This window comes from Bradyrhizobium sp. CCGUVB1N3 (genome assembly GCF_024199925.1).
GTDB lineage: Bacteria > Pseudomonadota > Alphaproteobacteria > Rhizobiales > Xanthobacteraceae > Bradyrhizobium.
Genome location: NZ_JANADR010000002.1, coordinates 333,714 through 347,613, shown reverse-complemented (window position 1 = coordinate 347,613; position 13,900 = coordinate 333,714). Strand labels below are relative to the sequence as shown.

At 61.0% G+C, this 13,900-nt stretch carries 11 protein-coding genes, 2 pseudogenes, 1 riboswitch and 1 other annotated feature; of the genes and pseudogenes, 8 read left to right on the top strand and 5 right to left on the bottom strand.

Going from position 1 to position 13,900, the window contains the following annotated elements:
• Positions 1 to 488, bottom strand: a 488-nt coding sequence (locus NLM33_RS48360) for a ribonucleotide-diphosphate reductase subunit beta (protein WP_254106564.1), incomplete at its 3' end; no start/stop codon positions are given.
• Entirely contained in the window at positions 479 to 2,419 is a 1,941-nt protein-coding gene (locus NLM33_RS48355) for a ribonucleoside-diphosphate reductase subunit alpha (protein WP_254106563.1), read from the bottom strand. The genes NLM33_RS48360 and NLM33_RS48355, both read right to left, overlap by 10 nt.
• A gap of 97 nt (positions 2,420 to 2,516) precedes the next feature.
• Positions 2,517 to 2,729: riboswitch (cobalamin riboswitch) on the bottom strand.
• 103 nt (positions 2,730 to 2,832) lie between these two features.
• On the opposite strand from NLM33_RS48355, the gene NLM33_RS48350 reads away from it, so the two are divergent.
• Positions 2,833 to 3,630 carry a hypothetical protein gene (locus tag NLM33_RS48350; protein ID WP_254106562.1) on the top strand — a complete coding sequence of 266 codons (798 nt, stop codon included), beginning with the start codon at positions 2,833 to 2,835 and terminating at the stop codon, positions 3,628 to 3,630.
• Positions 3,631 to 3,650: 20 nt separating this feature from the next.
• Here the strand turns inward: NLM33_RS48350 and NLM33_RS49460 are convergent, their stop codons facing one another.
• A complete protein-coding gene (locus NLM33_RS49460; protein ID WP_256570633.1) occupies positions 3,651 to 3,785 on the bottom strand; it encodes a hypothetical protein in 135 nt (44 codons plus the stop codon).
• Positions 3,786 to 3,947: 162 nt separating this feature from the next.
• Between NLM33_RS49460 and NLM33_RS48345 the strand changes: the two genes are divergently transcribed.
• From NLM33_RS48345 to NLM33_RS48335, 3 genes are read left to right on the top strand one after another with little or no spacing between them, the layout of a single operon-like run.
• Positions 3,948 to 4,691, top strand: a complete 744-nt coding sequence (locus NLM33_RS48345) for a DUF6088 family protein (protein WP_254106561.1) — start codon at positions 3,948 to 3,950, stop codon at positions 4,689 to 4,691.
• On the top strand, positions 4,672 to 5,775 hold the full coding sequence (locus NLM33_RS48340; protein ID WP_254106560.1) for a nucleotidyl transferase AbiEii/AbiGii toxin family protein: 1,104 nt from the start codon (positions 4,672 to 4,674) through the stop codon (positions 5,773 to 5,775). Before NLM33_RS48345 ends, NLM33_RS48340 begins: the two co-directional genes overlap by 20 nt.
• Positions 5,776 to 5,835: 60 nt before the next feature.
• Positions 5,836 to 6,936 (top strand): hypothetical protein, encoded by a 1,101-nt coding sequence (locus tag NLM33_RS48335; RefSeq protein ID WP_254106559.1) that lies wholly within the window; start codon positions 5,836 to 5,838, stop codon positions 6,934 to 6,936.
• 445 nt (positions 6,937 to 7,381) lie between these two features.
• Here NLM33_RS48335 and NLM33_RS48325 read toward each other — a convergent pair whose 3' ends face one another.
• On the bottom strand, positions 7,382 to 7,969 hold the full coding sequence (locus tag NLM33_RS48325) for an N-acetyltransferase (RefSeq protein WP_254106558.1): 588 nt from the start codon (positions 7,967 to 7,969) through the stop codon (positions 7,382 to 7,384).
• Between the two features lie 244 nt (positions 7,970 to 8,213).
• On the opposite strand from NLM33_RS48325, the pseudogene NLM33_RS48320 reads away from it, so the two are divergent.
• Positions 8,214 to 8,959, top strand: a pseudogene (locus NLM33_RS48320) (IS3 family transposase); the annotation flags it as partial.
• Positions 8,498 to 8,614 (top strand) — a sequence feature (AL1L pseudoknot). Its footprint overlaps the pseudogene before it by 117 nt.
• Positions 8,960 to 9,594: 635 nt before the next feature.
• Positions 9,595 to 10,105 (top strand): annotated as a pseudogene (locus NLM33_RS48315) (reverse transcriptase domain-containing protein); the annotation flags it as partial.
• Here NLM33_RS48315 and NLM33_RS48310 read toward each other — a convergent pair.
• Complete coding sequence (locus tag NLM33_RS48310; RefSeq protein ID WP_254106556.1) at positions 10,100 to 12,328, bottom strand: recombinase family protein; 2,229 nt, start codon at positions 12,326 to 12,328, stop codon at positions 10,100 to 10,102. The pseudogene NLM33_RS48315 and the gene NLM33_RS48310 sit on opposite strands and share 6 nt — an antisense overlap.
• Before the next feature lie 368 nt (positions 12,329 to 12,696).
• Between NLM33_RS48310 and NLM33_RS48305 the strand changes: the two genes are divergently transcribed.
• Both NLM33_RS48305 and NLM33_RS48300 read left to right on the top strand, forming a co-directional pair.
• Positions 12,697 to 12,906 (top strand): hypothetical protein, encoded by a 210-nt coding sequence (locus NLM33_RS48305; RefSeq protein WP_254106554.1) that lies wholly within the window; start codon positions 12,697 to 12,699, stop codon positions 12,904 to 12,906.
• The gene (locus NLM33_RS48300; RefSeq protein ID WP_254106553.1) at positions 12,864 to 13,679 is read left to right on the top strand and encodes a reverse transcriptase domain-containing protein; all 816 of its coding nucleotides are present in this window, start codon (positions 12,864 to 12,866) and stop codon (positions 13,677 to 13,679) included. The genes NLM33_RS48305 and NLM33_RS48300 overlap by 43 nt, the downstream gene beginning before the upstream one ends.
• Positions 13,680 to 13,900: the final 221 nt, after the last annotated feature.

Below are 13,900 nucleotides of genomic sequence, written 5' to 3'. Positions count from 1 at the left end.
ACGGTGTCAACGCCGAACTCGTGCATGTAGTCCGCCTTGGCGCGCATCTCCGCATAGCCGCGGAACGCCTCGAACTCGGTATTGGGCATGCCGAGTGTCTTGAGCAGTAGAGCATATGCGTCGATGTGGACCGTCTCCATGTTGGTAAAGGCCGCCATCATCATCTGAACGGTGAGCGGCTGAAAGATCGGAATGTAGCGCTTGAGATAGTTGTCACCGACCTCAATGTCCGATTGGGTGAAGAAACGGAAGATCTGGGTGAGCAGCGCGCGCTCGTTGGCGGTGACGCGGTCCGACGCCCAATCCTTCAGGTCGGCCCCGAGCGGCACTTCCTCGCCCATCCAGTGGGTCTGCTGCTGGCGCTTCCAGAACTCGTAAGCCCAGGCGTAGCGATCGACGTCATAGCTGCCGGTCGAGTCGAGGAGGCCGACGCGCCCTTTGCCGATCAGTGTGCGAGGATCGACGGACGAGAGATCGATCACTGACATGCGAGGCACTCCTCATAGTCCGTGCGCTGCGGCGGCTGCAGCGGCGCGGCCTTATCGCGGTCGGCGATCTTGCCGGCGAACGCCGCGCGCGAGATCGATTTTGATCGGCAGTAGTAGAGGCTCTTCACCCCGCGCTTCCATGCCGTCCAGTGCAACATGTGGAGGTCCCACTTATCCACGTCGGCCGGCAGATAGAGGTTGATCGACTGGCTCTGGCAGATGAACGCGGCGCGGTCGGCGGCAAGCTCGACGATCCAGCGCTGGTCGATCTCGAAGGCGGTGCGAAAGATCGCTTTTTCGTGCTCCGACAGGATGTCGAGATGGGCGACCGACCCCTCGTGCGCAATGATCGACTGCCAGGTCGCCAAAGTGTCGGCGCCTTTGGCGGACAACACCTTGGCGAGATGCGGATTACGCACCGAGATGGCACCGGACAACGTCTTGTGGGTGTAGATGTTGGCCGGGATCGGCTCGGTGCAGGCGCTGGTGCCGCCGCAGATGATGCTGATCGAGGCGGTCGGCGCGATCGCGATCTTGTGGCTGAAGCGCGCCATCACGCCGCATTCCAGCGCATCCGGGCAAGGGCCTCGCTCGCGAGCGAGCGCCACGGATGCCGCGTCGGCATCGCGACGGATTTTTCGGAACATGCTGAGATTGAACGACTTGGCCAGGACGCTCTCCATCGGAATGCCCCTGGCCTGGAGAAACGAGTGGAAGCCCATCACGCCGAGGCCGACGGAGCGCTCGCGCAGGGCGGCGTAGCGGGCACGCTTCATGCCGTCCGGCGCCACCGTGATGAAGTGGGTGAGCACGTTGTCGAGGAAGCGCATGACGTCCTCGATGAAGCCGGGCGCCTCATTCCACTGGTCCCAGGTCTCGAGGTTGAGCGATGACAGGCAGCACACCGCAGTGCGCTCCTCGTTGCGATGATCGATGCCGGTCGGCAGTGTAATCTCACTGCACAGGTTGGAGGACGAGACCTTGAGGCCGAGCTCGCGCTGGTGCTTGGGGAGCGCGCGGTTCACAGTGTCGATGAACAAGAGATAAGGTTCGCCGGTCTGCAGCCGGTTCTCAAGAATGCGTTGCCATAGCTGGCGAGCGTCGATCTCGCGGACGACCTCGTTGGTCTTCGGGCTGCGCAGAGCGAACGTGGTGCCGGCGCCCACGGCACGCATGAACTCGTCGGTGACGTTGATGCCGTGATGCAGGTTGAGGCTCTTGCGGTTGAAGTCGCCGGACGCCTTGCGGATCTCGAGGAACTCCTCGATCTCGGGATGGTGGATATCGAGATAGACTGCCGCCGAGCCACGCCGCAACGAGCCCTGGCTGATCGCCAGCGTCAGACCATCCATGACGTGGATGAACGGGATGATGCCCGAGGTGACGCCGCCCTTCACCTTCTCGCCGATCGAGCGAACATTGCCCCAGTAGGTGCCGATGCCGCCGCCGTTGGAGGCAAGCCAGACGTTCTCGTTCCAGGTGCCGACGATGCCCTCGAGCGAGTCCGACACCGAGTTAAGGAAGCACGAGATCGGTAGGCCGCGCGTGGTGCCGCCGTTGGAGAGCACTGGTGTGGCCGGCATGAACCACAGCCGAGACATCGCATCATAGAGACGTTGGGCATGCGCAACATCGTCCGCGAAGGCACAAGCCACCCGCGCGAACATATCCTGGAGGCTCTCGCCGGCGAGCAGATAACGATCGGTCAGCGTCAGCTTGCCGAACGACGTCAGCAGGTCGTTGCGCGACCGATCGAGCGTGAGGTCGGAGGGCTTTGGCGATGGCGCGAGCGGCCAGGGCAGCGGAGCCGGCGATGGCGGCGGCACAAGACGCAGCTCAGGCGCGGTAGGCTTTGCCTGCGCTGGGGGCGGCCGCACACTCGGCAGCTCAACGAGATGACCATGCTGATCGAAATCGTAAGACGGCGACATCGGCAACCCCGCGATGTTTGGGGGCTGGGCGCGGGACGACTTGCGAGACTGGGCAAATGTCCCCGGCCGCAAGCGCCTCACCGGACACCCCGCCCGAGGACGTTCGTTCTGTCGCGGCAGGTCTCCTGGCTCGCGGGTCGCTGCGGCTGTCGGCCTTCCGGCGCTGTCGCGCCAGTGACCATGATGACAACCGCTCGCCGCTTACAGTTGCGGGGGCAGCCTCGGAGTAGCCGTTGCCGGCGCACCGGGTTCCCTCTTAGCTTCCATCCGACGAGATGTGGACTGGAAGACCGTGACGTACTACATATAGTGCTCCTCGGCGAGATTCGTCAAGCTTTTGGCGCGGGGGGAGGTCAAGATTCAGAAGGAAAACGGCACCGTCAAGTTTACCGATTGGAACGGCCGAGAGGTAGATGACTATGCATGCCAATCGGTCGGGCCCCTCTTTATCGCTGGAAGTGATTAGCTATGCCGTTTGGTTGTATTTCAGTTCCGAGACCGGCATCGAAGCCGCAATAACGATCCTGTTATTCGCCGAGTACATGGCGGAAAACGACGGCGCGCTGCACTTCGCGATGCCGGTCAATGGGAATGGCCCCCTCCCAAGCGAACAGATGAAAGCGCAACGCGTCACCATGCCCCGCGACACGCGTTCCCAACTGATGCCGATCGTGACGGATGTCATCGCGAGAAGAACCGATGGAAGGCCCCGACACGCGGAACCATTGGATGCATTCGCCGCGAGGCTGAACTCGCTCGGCTACGCTGGGTTTCATACGTGGTGGGTGCAGATCGTTTCGGAGTTGAAACGTTCGGATGTCCAGTCGGCATCCGTCTCCGTATGCGTGCTGGCGGCGGCTCTCGTGGAAGGCGCGCTAACGTTCGTGGTCAAGCACGCGCGATCCAAGCAGGTAGGCCCATTCGGATCCAACAACTTCGAACGTGATCCGCGTACCTGGCGGATCGACGATCTTGTCTCGAGCGCGGCGTCCGGAGGGCGATCGAGCATCCGGGATCAGGCCACGCGAAGCCGGTCAGACGGCCTAATTCAAACGCGCCAACGCATACACGCCGGGCGGATGTTGTCCGATCACCCTGCGGGCGTGCCCGGTCTTCGACCGGAAGAAGCACGCGACGCCAAGCAGACGGCCGAGCTAGTCGTGCGGAGTGTGCTCGACTGGCTCGACCGGTTTCCGCCGGATCCAAAATAACTGTCGCGCGCGCCGCGGGCCTAATCGATATCGGGAAGCCGATAACGTCGAACGTGGAGGGCCTCGTCCTCCGAGGTGATTTCTAGCACCTGGTTCACCAGATCGGCATCGGCATTCAGTTCGTCCAGCGCCTGCTCGAAAAGCTCGACCTGCATATCGAGGTTCCATGTTTGGGGGACCGTTGGGCGAGGAGTCCCGAAAGCGACTTTTTGCGCTTTACTGACCAAATCTTGAATATAAATTCTGGTCAGTTGGTTATTCCCAACTTGCTACTGACCGTTTTTTATATACAATATTCGGTCAGAAAATGGTGGCTGATGCCCGACCCCACGTCCGATACCCTCGATCGCATCCATGATCGGATCGCCCAGGCGGCGCCGGCCGGTGTGTGGTCGCGCGCCGATTTTCTCGACATCGGAACCCCGAACGCCATCGAGAAGGCGCTACAGCGGCTGACCCTGAGGGGCGACATCCGCCGGCCTCACCGCGGCCTCTACGACAAGCCGGGCCTCAGCAAGCTGACCGGCAAGATGGTGTTTCCGCCGCGCGCCTCGTTCATCGATGCCATCGCCCGGCGTGACAAGCTGCGCGTCCTGGTCGATGGCATGACGGCCGCGAACGACCTCGGCCTGACCACGGCCGTTCCGGCGCGATCGACGATCTATGCCGATACCTATCCGCGGACGATCGAGATCGAGGCGAGCGCCGGCGATCCGCAGGTGACCAAGCCCGTCATCTACAAGCTCGACTTCAAGCGCATTTCGGCCAAGACCGCATTCTGGGCCGGCCGCCCCGCCATGCGCGTGGTCCAGGCGCTGACATGGTTTCGCGACGAGCGATCAAACCTCGATCCGGCCGTGAACGGTATCGTCCGGCATTTGTCGCACGATCCGAACCGGGAAAACATCGCACAAGATCTACGCGACAACATCCAAGCGGTCCCGGCGTGGATGTACCCGCTGGTCGAAACGATCGCACGCAAGCTCCGAGCGGAGGATCACAGCGACGGCAAGTCGAATCCTGAGGGCGCAAAAGGCGGCCATGCAGAAAACCTTCATTGAAATCCTGCGCTCGAGCGTCGACGAGCGCCGCACTCTCTTTGAGACGGTTGCTGCCCATCTGGAGACAGAGGCGCAGAACATCGAGAAGGACCTCTGTGTCTGCTGGGTGCTCGACTTCCTGTTCAACCGGCGGGGTGATGATCCCATCGGACTTTATTTCAAGGGTGGTACAAGCCTCAGCAAGGCATATGGACTGATCCGTCGCTTCTCCGAGGATATAGACATCGGCATCTATAAGGCCGATTTGCACGTCCCGTTGGAAGCCGAGATCGCGACCCTCCCCTCGGTGAATCAGCAGCAGCGCGCGCTCGCCGAGAAAGTGGACGAGGCGGCGCGGCAGTATATCTCGGGTCAGCTCAAAAAGGAGCTGACGACGGAGATCGCAGCCGTCGAAGGCGCCGCCGAACAATCGGGGCATTTCTCACTCCGCTTTGGCTTCGATACGTATCGCAACAAGGAAGCGCTCGACATTCTAGTGGTCGGCTACAGGAGCGTCTTCGACGCCGGCGACGCCTATGTGCAGGCGGCGGTCCGCATCGAAGGTGGTGCGCGTCCTGATCCTGAGCCGGCCGAGCCCCGCGAGATCGTTCCCTACATCGCTTCGGAAATGCGGGAGGGAATGGAGCTCACGGTGCGCAACGTGACGACGGTCAAGCCCGAGCGGACCTTCTGGGAGAAGGTGCTGATCCTGCATGCCATGACTGAAATGACAGAGAAGCGAAGCACGGAAAGCAAACCCGACCGTCCGGTGCCCGATCTCAATCGCTACTCGCGCCACTATTACGACGTCCATCAAATCTGGACCCATCCGGACTATGGCGTCGCCACGGCGTCGATGCGCGATCTTGCTGAAGCCTGCCGGCAGCACAAGGAGTTGATGTTTCGTGCGCCGGATCACCGGTACGATCGCGCTGTGCCCGGCAGCTATCGCCTCGTTCCGACCGCGGAGATGCGGGCCAGGCTCGCCGCCGACTATGACCGGATGTCGGCAATGATCTTCGGCACACCGCCCGCTTTCGCGGACGTCATGGCGAGCATCGAAGCACTCGAACAGCACCTGAATGCTGGACCGCCCAACTTATAGCGGGGCCTGTCCCGGGAAAAATGAACAGGACTCAGCGGGCTACAATGATAGGATCAAGGCATGGGTGAAGCTCCAGAGAACATCCCAGTGCGACTGCCTGATTCCGCCACGATCGAGGCGGCTCTCGCGTGTCTTCCATCCGGCGCCGACGAAGGGACTCTCGCATCTGCGCTGACGGACGCATTCCCGGGATTTTCCTTTTCGGCGGTCAGCATCGACGACCCGTATTGGCGCGACGCGCTCTCAGTGATCGCGGCCGACGGGACGCGGATCGCGGACTATCGGCCATGGATGGAAGCGGAGCTCGCGAAGGTCAACGGCGACATCGGCGCGCTCTGGACTCGATTGCGCGAGAGCGACCTTCAGATTTCGGAATGGCACGGCAACAGCGTGTATGCCTTCGCGCCGACTGGACCGGACGCGGCGGACTATGTGCAAATCCGTCTCGGTCGGGAAGTCGAACGGCGCGCTGGGCCGATCGTCAATCCGAGCTATCGCCCTTGGGGCAAGGACGAGTTGCTCGATCCGTCATGGATCACGCACGGAGATATGTCTGACGACAAGGTACTCGCCGGCCCGCTTTATCGGATACTTGGGCGCGCGGGCAGCAGCGTTGTCCATGTCCGCAGCTTTCTGACTCGGCGTGCCTGCCTTGAGCGCGAGAAGCGCGAAGCGCAGCGGCCGGAGATGGAACGCCGTGTAGTGCGGGAAGTGACGCGGGAGGGCACGACCGAGACTCCGTTCCTGGAATTGGTGCCGGACTGGTTCGAGTACGTGCCACGAGAGAATCGCTTCTTCCAGGATTGGGACGAATCAAGCGCTTCAGTCGAGCGCATCTACGCGCACTGGGCGCTCGACATTTACGACTACGACGACAAAGGCACGCGCGAGGTCGGATTCGTACCGCGCCCGCTGCATCTGCCGGAAGAGAGGCTTATCGCTGGCGACGCCTCGGTTCATATCCTGATGGATCGCGCTGAAGCGATCGACCGTGAGGTCGGCGTCCCATTTGGTTGGTTCTTCTTGATGACCCATGGTAATCGGATTGAGCCAGAGGTTGGTCAAGCGATTGCCAAGGGTCTGCGTGACCAGCGCGTGGTCCTACCCGATCGGGATGCGCGCGTCCTGCTGCGCTGGGCCGAGCGACCTTACGGTTTCTGATAGGACAGGGGTGATGGCCAGAACTCAGGTTCGTTGTCACGCGCTCAACCGGCCGCGATCACCGCGAAGCCCAACTCAGGCATAGCGACGGCATGCTCGCATAGCCGCCGCCTTGAGGGTTGATATCGAAGATCTGGTGCCGTTCAACTGCACCCGTTCTCCTTACGGAAATTGGCTATGGTCGATAGCCCGGAACGAGCCCGCGCAATGGCCAGATCAGTTCCAGATTGCGCCCGGCCTCTCGCTCGAGGCGACGCTAGGAGCGGATCTGATTGATATAGCGGTAGAGATAGAACTTCAGCAGATCTGCCGGATCACATGGCGGCTGTCCCGCTCCGCTCTGGCGCTCAGCGTGTCGAAAACGAAGTGCAACCAGATCAAGGTTGGCAACGTAGGCTAACCAATAGGACTGAAGCGTACGAAGCTACTCTTCGCCGGATACCACTCAATGGGCTGTCCGCAACATTGGCGTTAGCGTGGGCGAATCACCACGCTGTATCTCACCAATGACCTTGAAGCCGTGGCGCTCGTAAAAGGGAATGTTTTCCGGATTTGAGCTTTCGAGATATGCGGCGGCACCCTCCGAATCACATCGTTTAAGAGCGTGTTCCATTAGCAACGTGCCAAGCCCCTGTCCGACCCAGTTCGGATCGGCGGCAATGAGAGGCAGATACCAATGTGGCTCAGGTGGATGATGTTCGACCATTCCCAGCCGTAGCTGTGCCATATCTTCGCTGATCTCCGGACGTAGGGAGTGAGCCATAATTGCGTCGAGTGCATCCTCATCTTGCTCCACGCCGGGTGGCAGCCAGAGCGCCGCGGCTCGAATCCCTCCCGTCACGTATGCTGTGCCATGCTCGAATGCTCGTCCACCACAGGCCTTAACGAACTGAGGCATGATCGTAAGATATTGGTCTGGGTCAGGCCAGCTCCATCGAGCCAATGGGTCCGCGGCAAAGCCGAGCACAAGTGTCCAGACGGCGGTCGCCTGCATTTTTGAGGGCGCAGATTTTATGTCCGTCTCCGCTGTCATGATGTCTGTTCCAGGTCTCTATTTGGGCGCCAGAGTTGCAAAGCTAGAACGCACGACAGGTGCCTCTGAACATGCGCAGAAGAGGGCACCAATGGAGGTTTCGTCGGCTGCATCTCGTTTTCGCGTTTCGAGCTCTTCTCTTTCCTCAGACGGTCGCACTAGCGACCCTGCGGGACCAAAGCTCGTCAGCGGGTTGAACCGCCCCGGGTTTGCCGGAGGCTCCAACTCCTGAGAGGATGGAGCCATGACAAGCAAGACGACGAACAAGTTTTCACCCGAGGTCCGGGCTCGTGCGGTTCGGATGGTTCTGGATCATGCGAGCGAGCACCCGTCGCGGTGGGCGGCCGTGACCTCGATTGCGGCCAAGATCGGCTGCACACCGCAGACGCTGCACGACTGGGTCAAGAGGGACGAAGTCGATAGCGGACACCGGGCCGGCGTTCCGACCGACATGGCCGAGAAGCTGAAGGCGCTGGAGCGGGAGAACCGTGAGCTTCGGCAGGCGAATGAGATCCTGCGCAAGGCGAGCGCGTATTTTGCGATGGCGGAGCTCGACCGCCGGTCCAAGCCATGATCGCCTTCATCGACGATCATCGTGGGGCGCATGGGGTCGAGCCGATCTGCAAGGTCTTGCCGATCGCCCCTTCGACCTACCACGCCCATGTGGCCAGGCGGCGCGATCCTGCCAGGCTGTCGGCGCGCGCCAGGCAGGACGCTACCCTGAAGATCGAGGTTCGGCGGGTGTTCGATGAGAACTTCCGGGTCTATGGCGTGCGCAAGGTCTGGCGGCAGCTCGAGCGGGAAGGCTTCGATGTTGCCCGCTGCACGGTGGCGCGACTGATGCGGGACATGGGTTTGCAAGGAGTCATCCGCGGCAAACCCGTCAAGACCACGATCAGCGACAAGGCCGCGCCATGCCCGCTGGATCACGTCAACCGCCAGTTCAGGGCGCCAAGGCCGAACGTTCTTTGGCTCTCCGACTTCACCTATGGTGCGCCTCGCCCCGAGGAATCGGGGGAGCGTATGTTTGGAATGCATTGAGAAAGGAGGAATTTGACGAGCCTGCTTCCTGCTGTGGGGAAGCATGAGCCCAAGCGGCGGTGACCTGCTGTCAGCTGGCAGGGTGACGTAGCCCGCAGGTAAAGGGGACTGAGGCGAAACCGTTACGCCGAGATGGTTCCCGAGGCTGAGTATCGGAAGGTTGAGGAACACGAACCGGTTCATCCGCGTCTGTGGGCTGAAATGTCGCCTCCGCCTACACGGTTTAACAGGCGGAATGCTGAATGGTGTCGAAGGATATGTAGCCGGAGACACCCGAACGCGAGCGTAGACGTAAGGCGTCTTGCGTGGGCCGAGGGGAGAACGCAGCCAAACCTGAGGCAACGGCATCGACTTGCAGCAAGCAAGGGAAAAGACTGCGACCGGCAACCTCACCGATGCGCTGGTAGTCCAACATATGAACGAGGGAAGGCATGAGCGGAATGGTAAGGGAGTTGACCCCGATGTCCGTCATGCTGGCAGAGCTCCCGTAGTAGTCCGAGGCCGGGAAAGCCGGTCACATGGCGAAGGGGAGCAGTTTGAGTTGCTTGGAGTGCACGTGATCTGACCTAATGAGGTGAAGACCTTTGATAATCAGTGAAATGCAGCACAAGCTCGCGACGTGGGCCGCGGCCGATCAGACCCGCCGGTTTGATCGATTGCTCCGGCTCATCACCGACAGGAATTGGCTTGCTGAGGCGGCCCGGATCGTCCTGGCGTCGAAGGGCGCCAATACACCGGGTCTTGACGGAATGGACAAGCGACGACTTGCTGCCGTTCTGGAGCGTCATCTGGATCGGTTGCGCGTGGCCCTGTTGGACGGCACTTACCGCCCAACGCCGGTCAAGCGAATCCATATCCCGAAGACCAACGGCAAGTTGAGACCATTGAGACCGCATCGTCCAGCGGGCGATGCTGATGGCCATGGAGCCGATCTGGGAGAGCGACTTCCACTCGGGCTCCTACGGCTTCCGTCCCGAACGCAGTGTTCATCATGCGGTTCGTACAGTGAGGATGCAGTTGCAGGATGGCTCCGACTCGAAGGGCCGCTGGATCATCGAAGGTGATCTGGCGAGCTACTTGGATGTTGCGTCATACTACACCTTCAGTTTTTTTGAGAGGGTCGAAGAGGTCCGGAGCAACTGCAGGTACTTGAATTCGTATGCCTTTTGCTCGTCCGCGATAGACGTGAACGGCCTTAAGCTCGCCGCGCTTTACACGTTGCAAGATGGTTTGCCGCGAGACGCCGAGTAGATTCATGGCCTTAAACATCTTCACATAACCTTCGGGCGCGCTCTCCACAAAGCGCGACCGCAACTCGTCATTGATACGGACGCGCCACGGCGCGCCAGGTGTGATCTGCTCTCCGGCAATGAAGCCATCTTTGAGGTAGCGATGCAAAGTAGAGGGTGCGATCCCGAGAGCGCGTGCTGCTTTCTCGATCGTCATGCACTCGCCGTCCTGCACTTGCTGTTTCGGCTCGAAGCACGGAATCTCCCAGTGCGTCCGCAGGCTCGACACACGATTTGCCGTAAACGACAGTCCTGTGGCCGTTGTACGGCCTTGGCGATTGAGGATGCCGGCGATCTTGGTGTCGGGATAATGTGCAGCCAGTCGCCGCAGCAGATCGATCGTATCGTCGGCGGTGCGGATCGGCGATGGATGCGAGTGCGGTAATGGGACATTAACTTCACTGAAGAGACCGCCGCGCCAACGTAGCGTCAGGTGAGCGTTGTATTTATCGCGCTCGACTCTCAAGGTGATATCGTCGAGCAGCGTGCGGAGCAACTCCTTGCGATCGCGATCGCTCGTCGTGGGAGCGAACCAGATACGCTTGAGGTCTTTACCGAGTGCAAGGATCGCGTCGCGTTCTTCGTGCGTAAGCGAGCGCGGTCGGGCATGTTCGCGGTCCGAGAGTTCGGATTCGGCAGTCTTCAGTTCCAGCAGAGCGCTTTCCCATTCTGCTTCGAGCCCACGCGCGACGAGTCTATTCTCCGGATCCACGGCGCGATAGCGTCGCTCGGCGCGCTGCGCGTTGTAGCGCGCACGCTCGACGTCGCGACGGAACTGCGCGAGAGTCGTCTCGTGATCGGCGTCGAATTGCTCGATCGCCTGGAGCGAGGCTTCCAGGCCTGCGGGCGCGAGAGCCGCAAGGAACGCTTCGGCGACAGCCGCATCAATCTGCACACCGCCGATGTTGAGGCAGTACTCGCCCCGGCCGTTGACGATGTTCTTGCCGGCGCAGTGATATCCGGGCGCCGAGAACCGGCCGCTGTAGTGTACGGCCAGGCGCCGACCGCAGTGTCCGCATACGGCGAGGCCTTGTAGGAGTGCTGCGCCTTCTCTCACGGCACCCCCGCTCTGGTGCGGTCGAGGACGGATGTTCTGCGCCAGGCGCTTCTGGTTCGCCTCGAAGGTATTCCAATCGATGTATCCGGCATGATGGTCACGAATGAACACCGGCCACTGCTCGCGGTCGCGTTGTCTGATGCGCTTTCGGATTCGACCGCCCGCATCGAGATAGCATGTCTGCTGGGTGCGGCCATACACATAAACGCCGGCATAGAACGGGTTGGTGAGGACCTGGTGGATCTTTGTGTAAGTGGGGGCGACCCAGCGGAGATCGACAAGGCTGTTGGAGTGCAGCGGAAAGCGCAGGCCTTGCGAGCGGAACCACAGCCACACGCGTCGTGCCGAGCCGAATTCGGCAAAGCGGTCGAAGACAGCATGGATCGCGGCTTGCACCGACTCGTCAGGATGCAACAGCACCTCCCCGTCGGCGTCGCCCCGTACCAGACCCACCGGCAGCCCGCGGTGCAGTTCTCCGCGTGCGGCCTTGTTGCGGATGCCACCGAGCAGCCGCGCACGCAGCACATGCAGCTCTGCCTCTGACATCGTACCTTTGAGCCCGAGCACCAGGCGGTCATTGAACAAGCCCGGATGATAAATCCCATCTCCATCCCCGATGAGCGTGTGGGTCAGGCCGCATAGATCGAGCAGACGGTACCAATCAGCATTATTGCGCGCTAGTCGCGAGACTTCCAAGCCGAGCACGATGCCCACCTGGCCGAGGCCGACCTCCGCGGTCATACGCGCGAAGCCGGTGCGCTCGGAAAGGCCGGAGCCGGAAATACCGAGGTCCTCATCGATGACCTTCACCTGATCGCGTCGCCAACCAAGCCGCGCGGCGCGTTCGGCTAACTCGTACTGACGGGCGGTGGACTCGCGATTATGCTCGACCTGCGTCGTGCTGGACTGACGCACGTAGACGATTGCGCACCGGCGTAGGTGCTCAGCGGTGATCTTGCTCAGTTCGTTCATCGTTGTGATCTCCGGCAGTGGCGATTGCTCGGGCGATTAGTCGGGCGAGTCGCAGCACGAGATGTGCGCGCTGCTCTTTATCGAGGGCCTCCCATACGGGTACGGCCCCGCGCTGAGGTGGTGGGTCGAGAAAGCTTAGCTGCTGCATGGCTGTCCTCCGATTCCGGTGGCAGGACAGTATGCGCGGCATCCAATTGCCGCAGCAAAGCGTCGACGATCGTCCGGGCGTGCAGCAGCTCGGCGTGGGAAGCCAGGAATGCCGCTCGAGCGCATTGCGGGCTTGCACGCGGTAAATGTTGTGCGATAGGCAGATCTGTCCACGCGGCCGGTACAAGGGCACGGGTACCATCGGGCAGTACAAGCGTCAGATGAAGTTCGCCGCGTCGATGACACCAGCCAAGCACATTAAGCGCAGATCCCTCGAAGGGATGGCGCGACCGAACGATGGTTACCTGATCGGGATAGTCGTCGAGATGATGAGCGCGGTGGTGGGTAGTCTGTCGAGTAGTCTTTCGGGAGTCTCAATCATGATTGGGTGCTCCGATTTGTCGCGCATCGAGTCGGTGATCCACGCCTGATCAGTTTGATCCGGAGCTGGCTGAAAGCGGGCGTTTTGGAAGATGGAAAGGTCCATCCGAGCGAGCAAGGAACACCGCAAGGGGGATCGATCAGCGTACTTTTGAGCAACCTTTATCTGCATCATGTGCTCGACCTCTGGTTCGAATGCGTGGTGAGATGCCGGTTGCGGGGCGAAGCCCGGCTGGTGCGCTACATCGACGACTTTGTGATCTGTTTCCAATATCGATCGGACGCCATCCGCGTTCAGGACGCGTTGCGCCTTCGGTTGGAAAAGTTCGGTCTCACTCTTGAGCCGACCAAAACCAAGTTGGTTGAGTTCGGTCGGTTCGCGCAGCGACACGCGGGTAAACGCGGCAGAAAGCGCCCGGAAACAATCTACTTCCTGGGGCTGACGCTGCATTGCACGCAAAACCTGAAAGGTAACTTCAAGGTTGGGATGCGCACCGAGAAATCTCGCTTGCGGCGCAGCCTTACGTCCCTGCAGGAGCTCCTGCGGCGAATACGACATCATGCGATCAGTGACCAGGTCGGCGAAATCAACGCCTTCCTACGCGGCCACTATGCCTATTACGGTGTCGCCGGGAATCTCCGGTGTCTCTTGAAGGTGTATCGTGCCGGGGAGCGTTACTGGCATCGGATGTTGCGCAGCCGCAGCTGGGCCGGGCGACGCTTGACCTGGGAGAAGTACCACCAGATCAAAGCAAGGACGCCGTTACTGAAACCAAAGCTGCGCCTTCCATATGCGGAGTTGCAGGCTCTTGCAGTGCTGTGAACCAACTGCCGAAGAGCGTAGTGCGGTAAATCCGCATGCTACGTTCTGTGGGAGCGGGAGGCGGGCGACCGCCTCCCGCGACCCGGTGGTGGCGTTGCGAGACGTCCCCCTATCCCGATCAAGGCAGATTATGCGGAGAGCGGGATTATGCGAAGTGCCGCCCTGTGATGGGCTGGTTTTCGCCGATCTCGGCGTGCTCCGCTCCGCATAATCCCAGACGT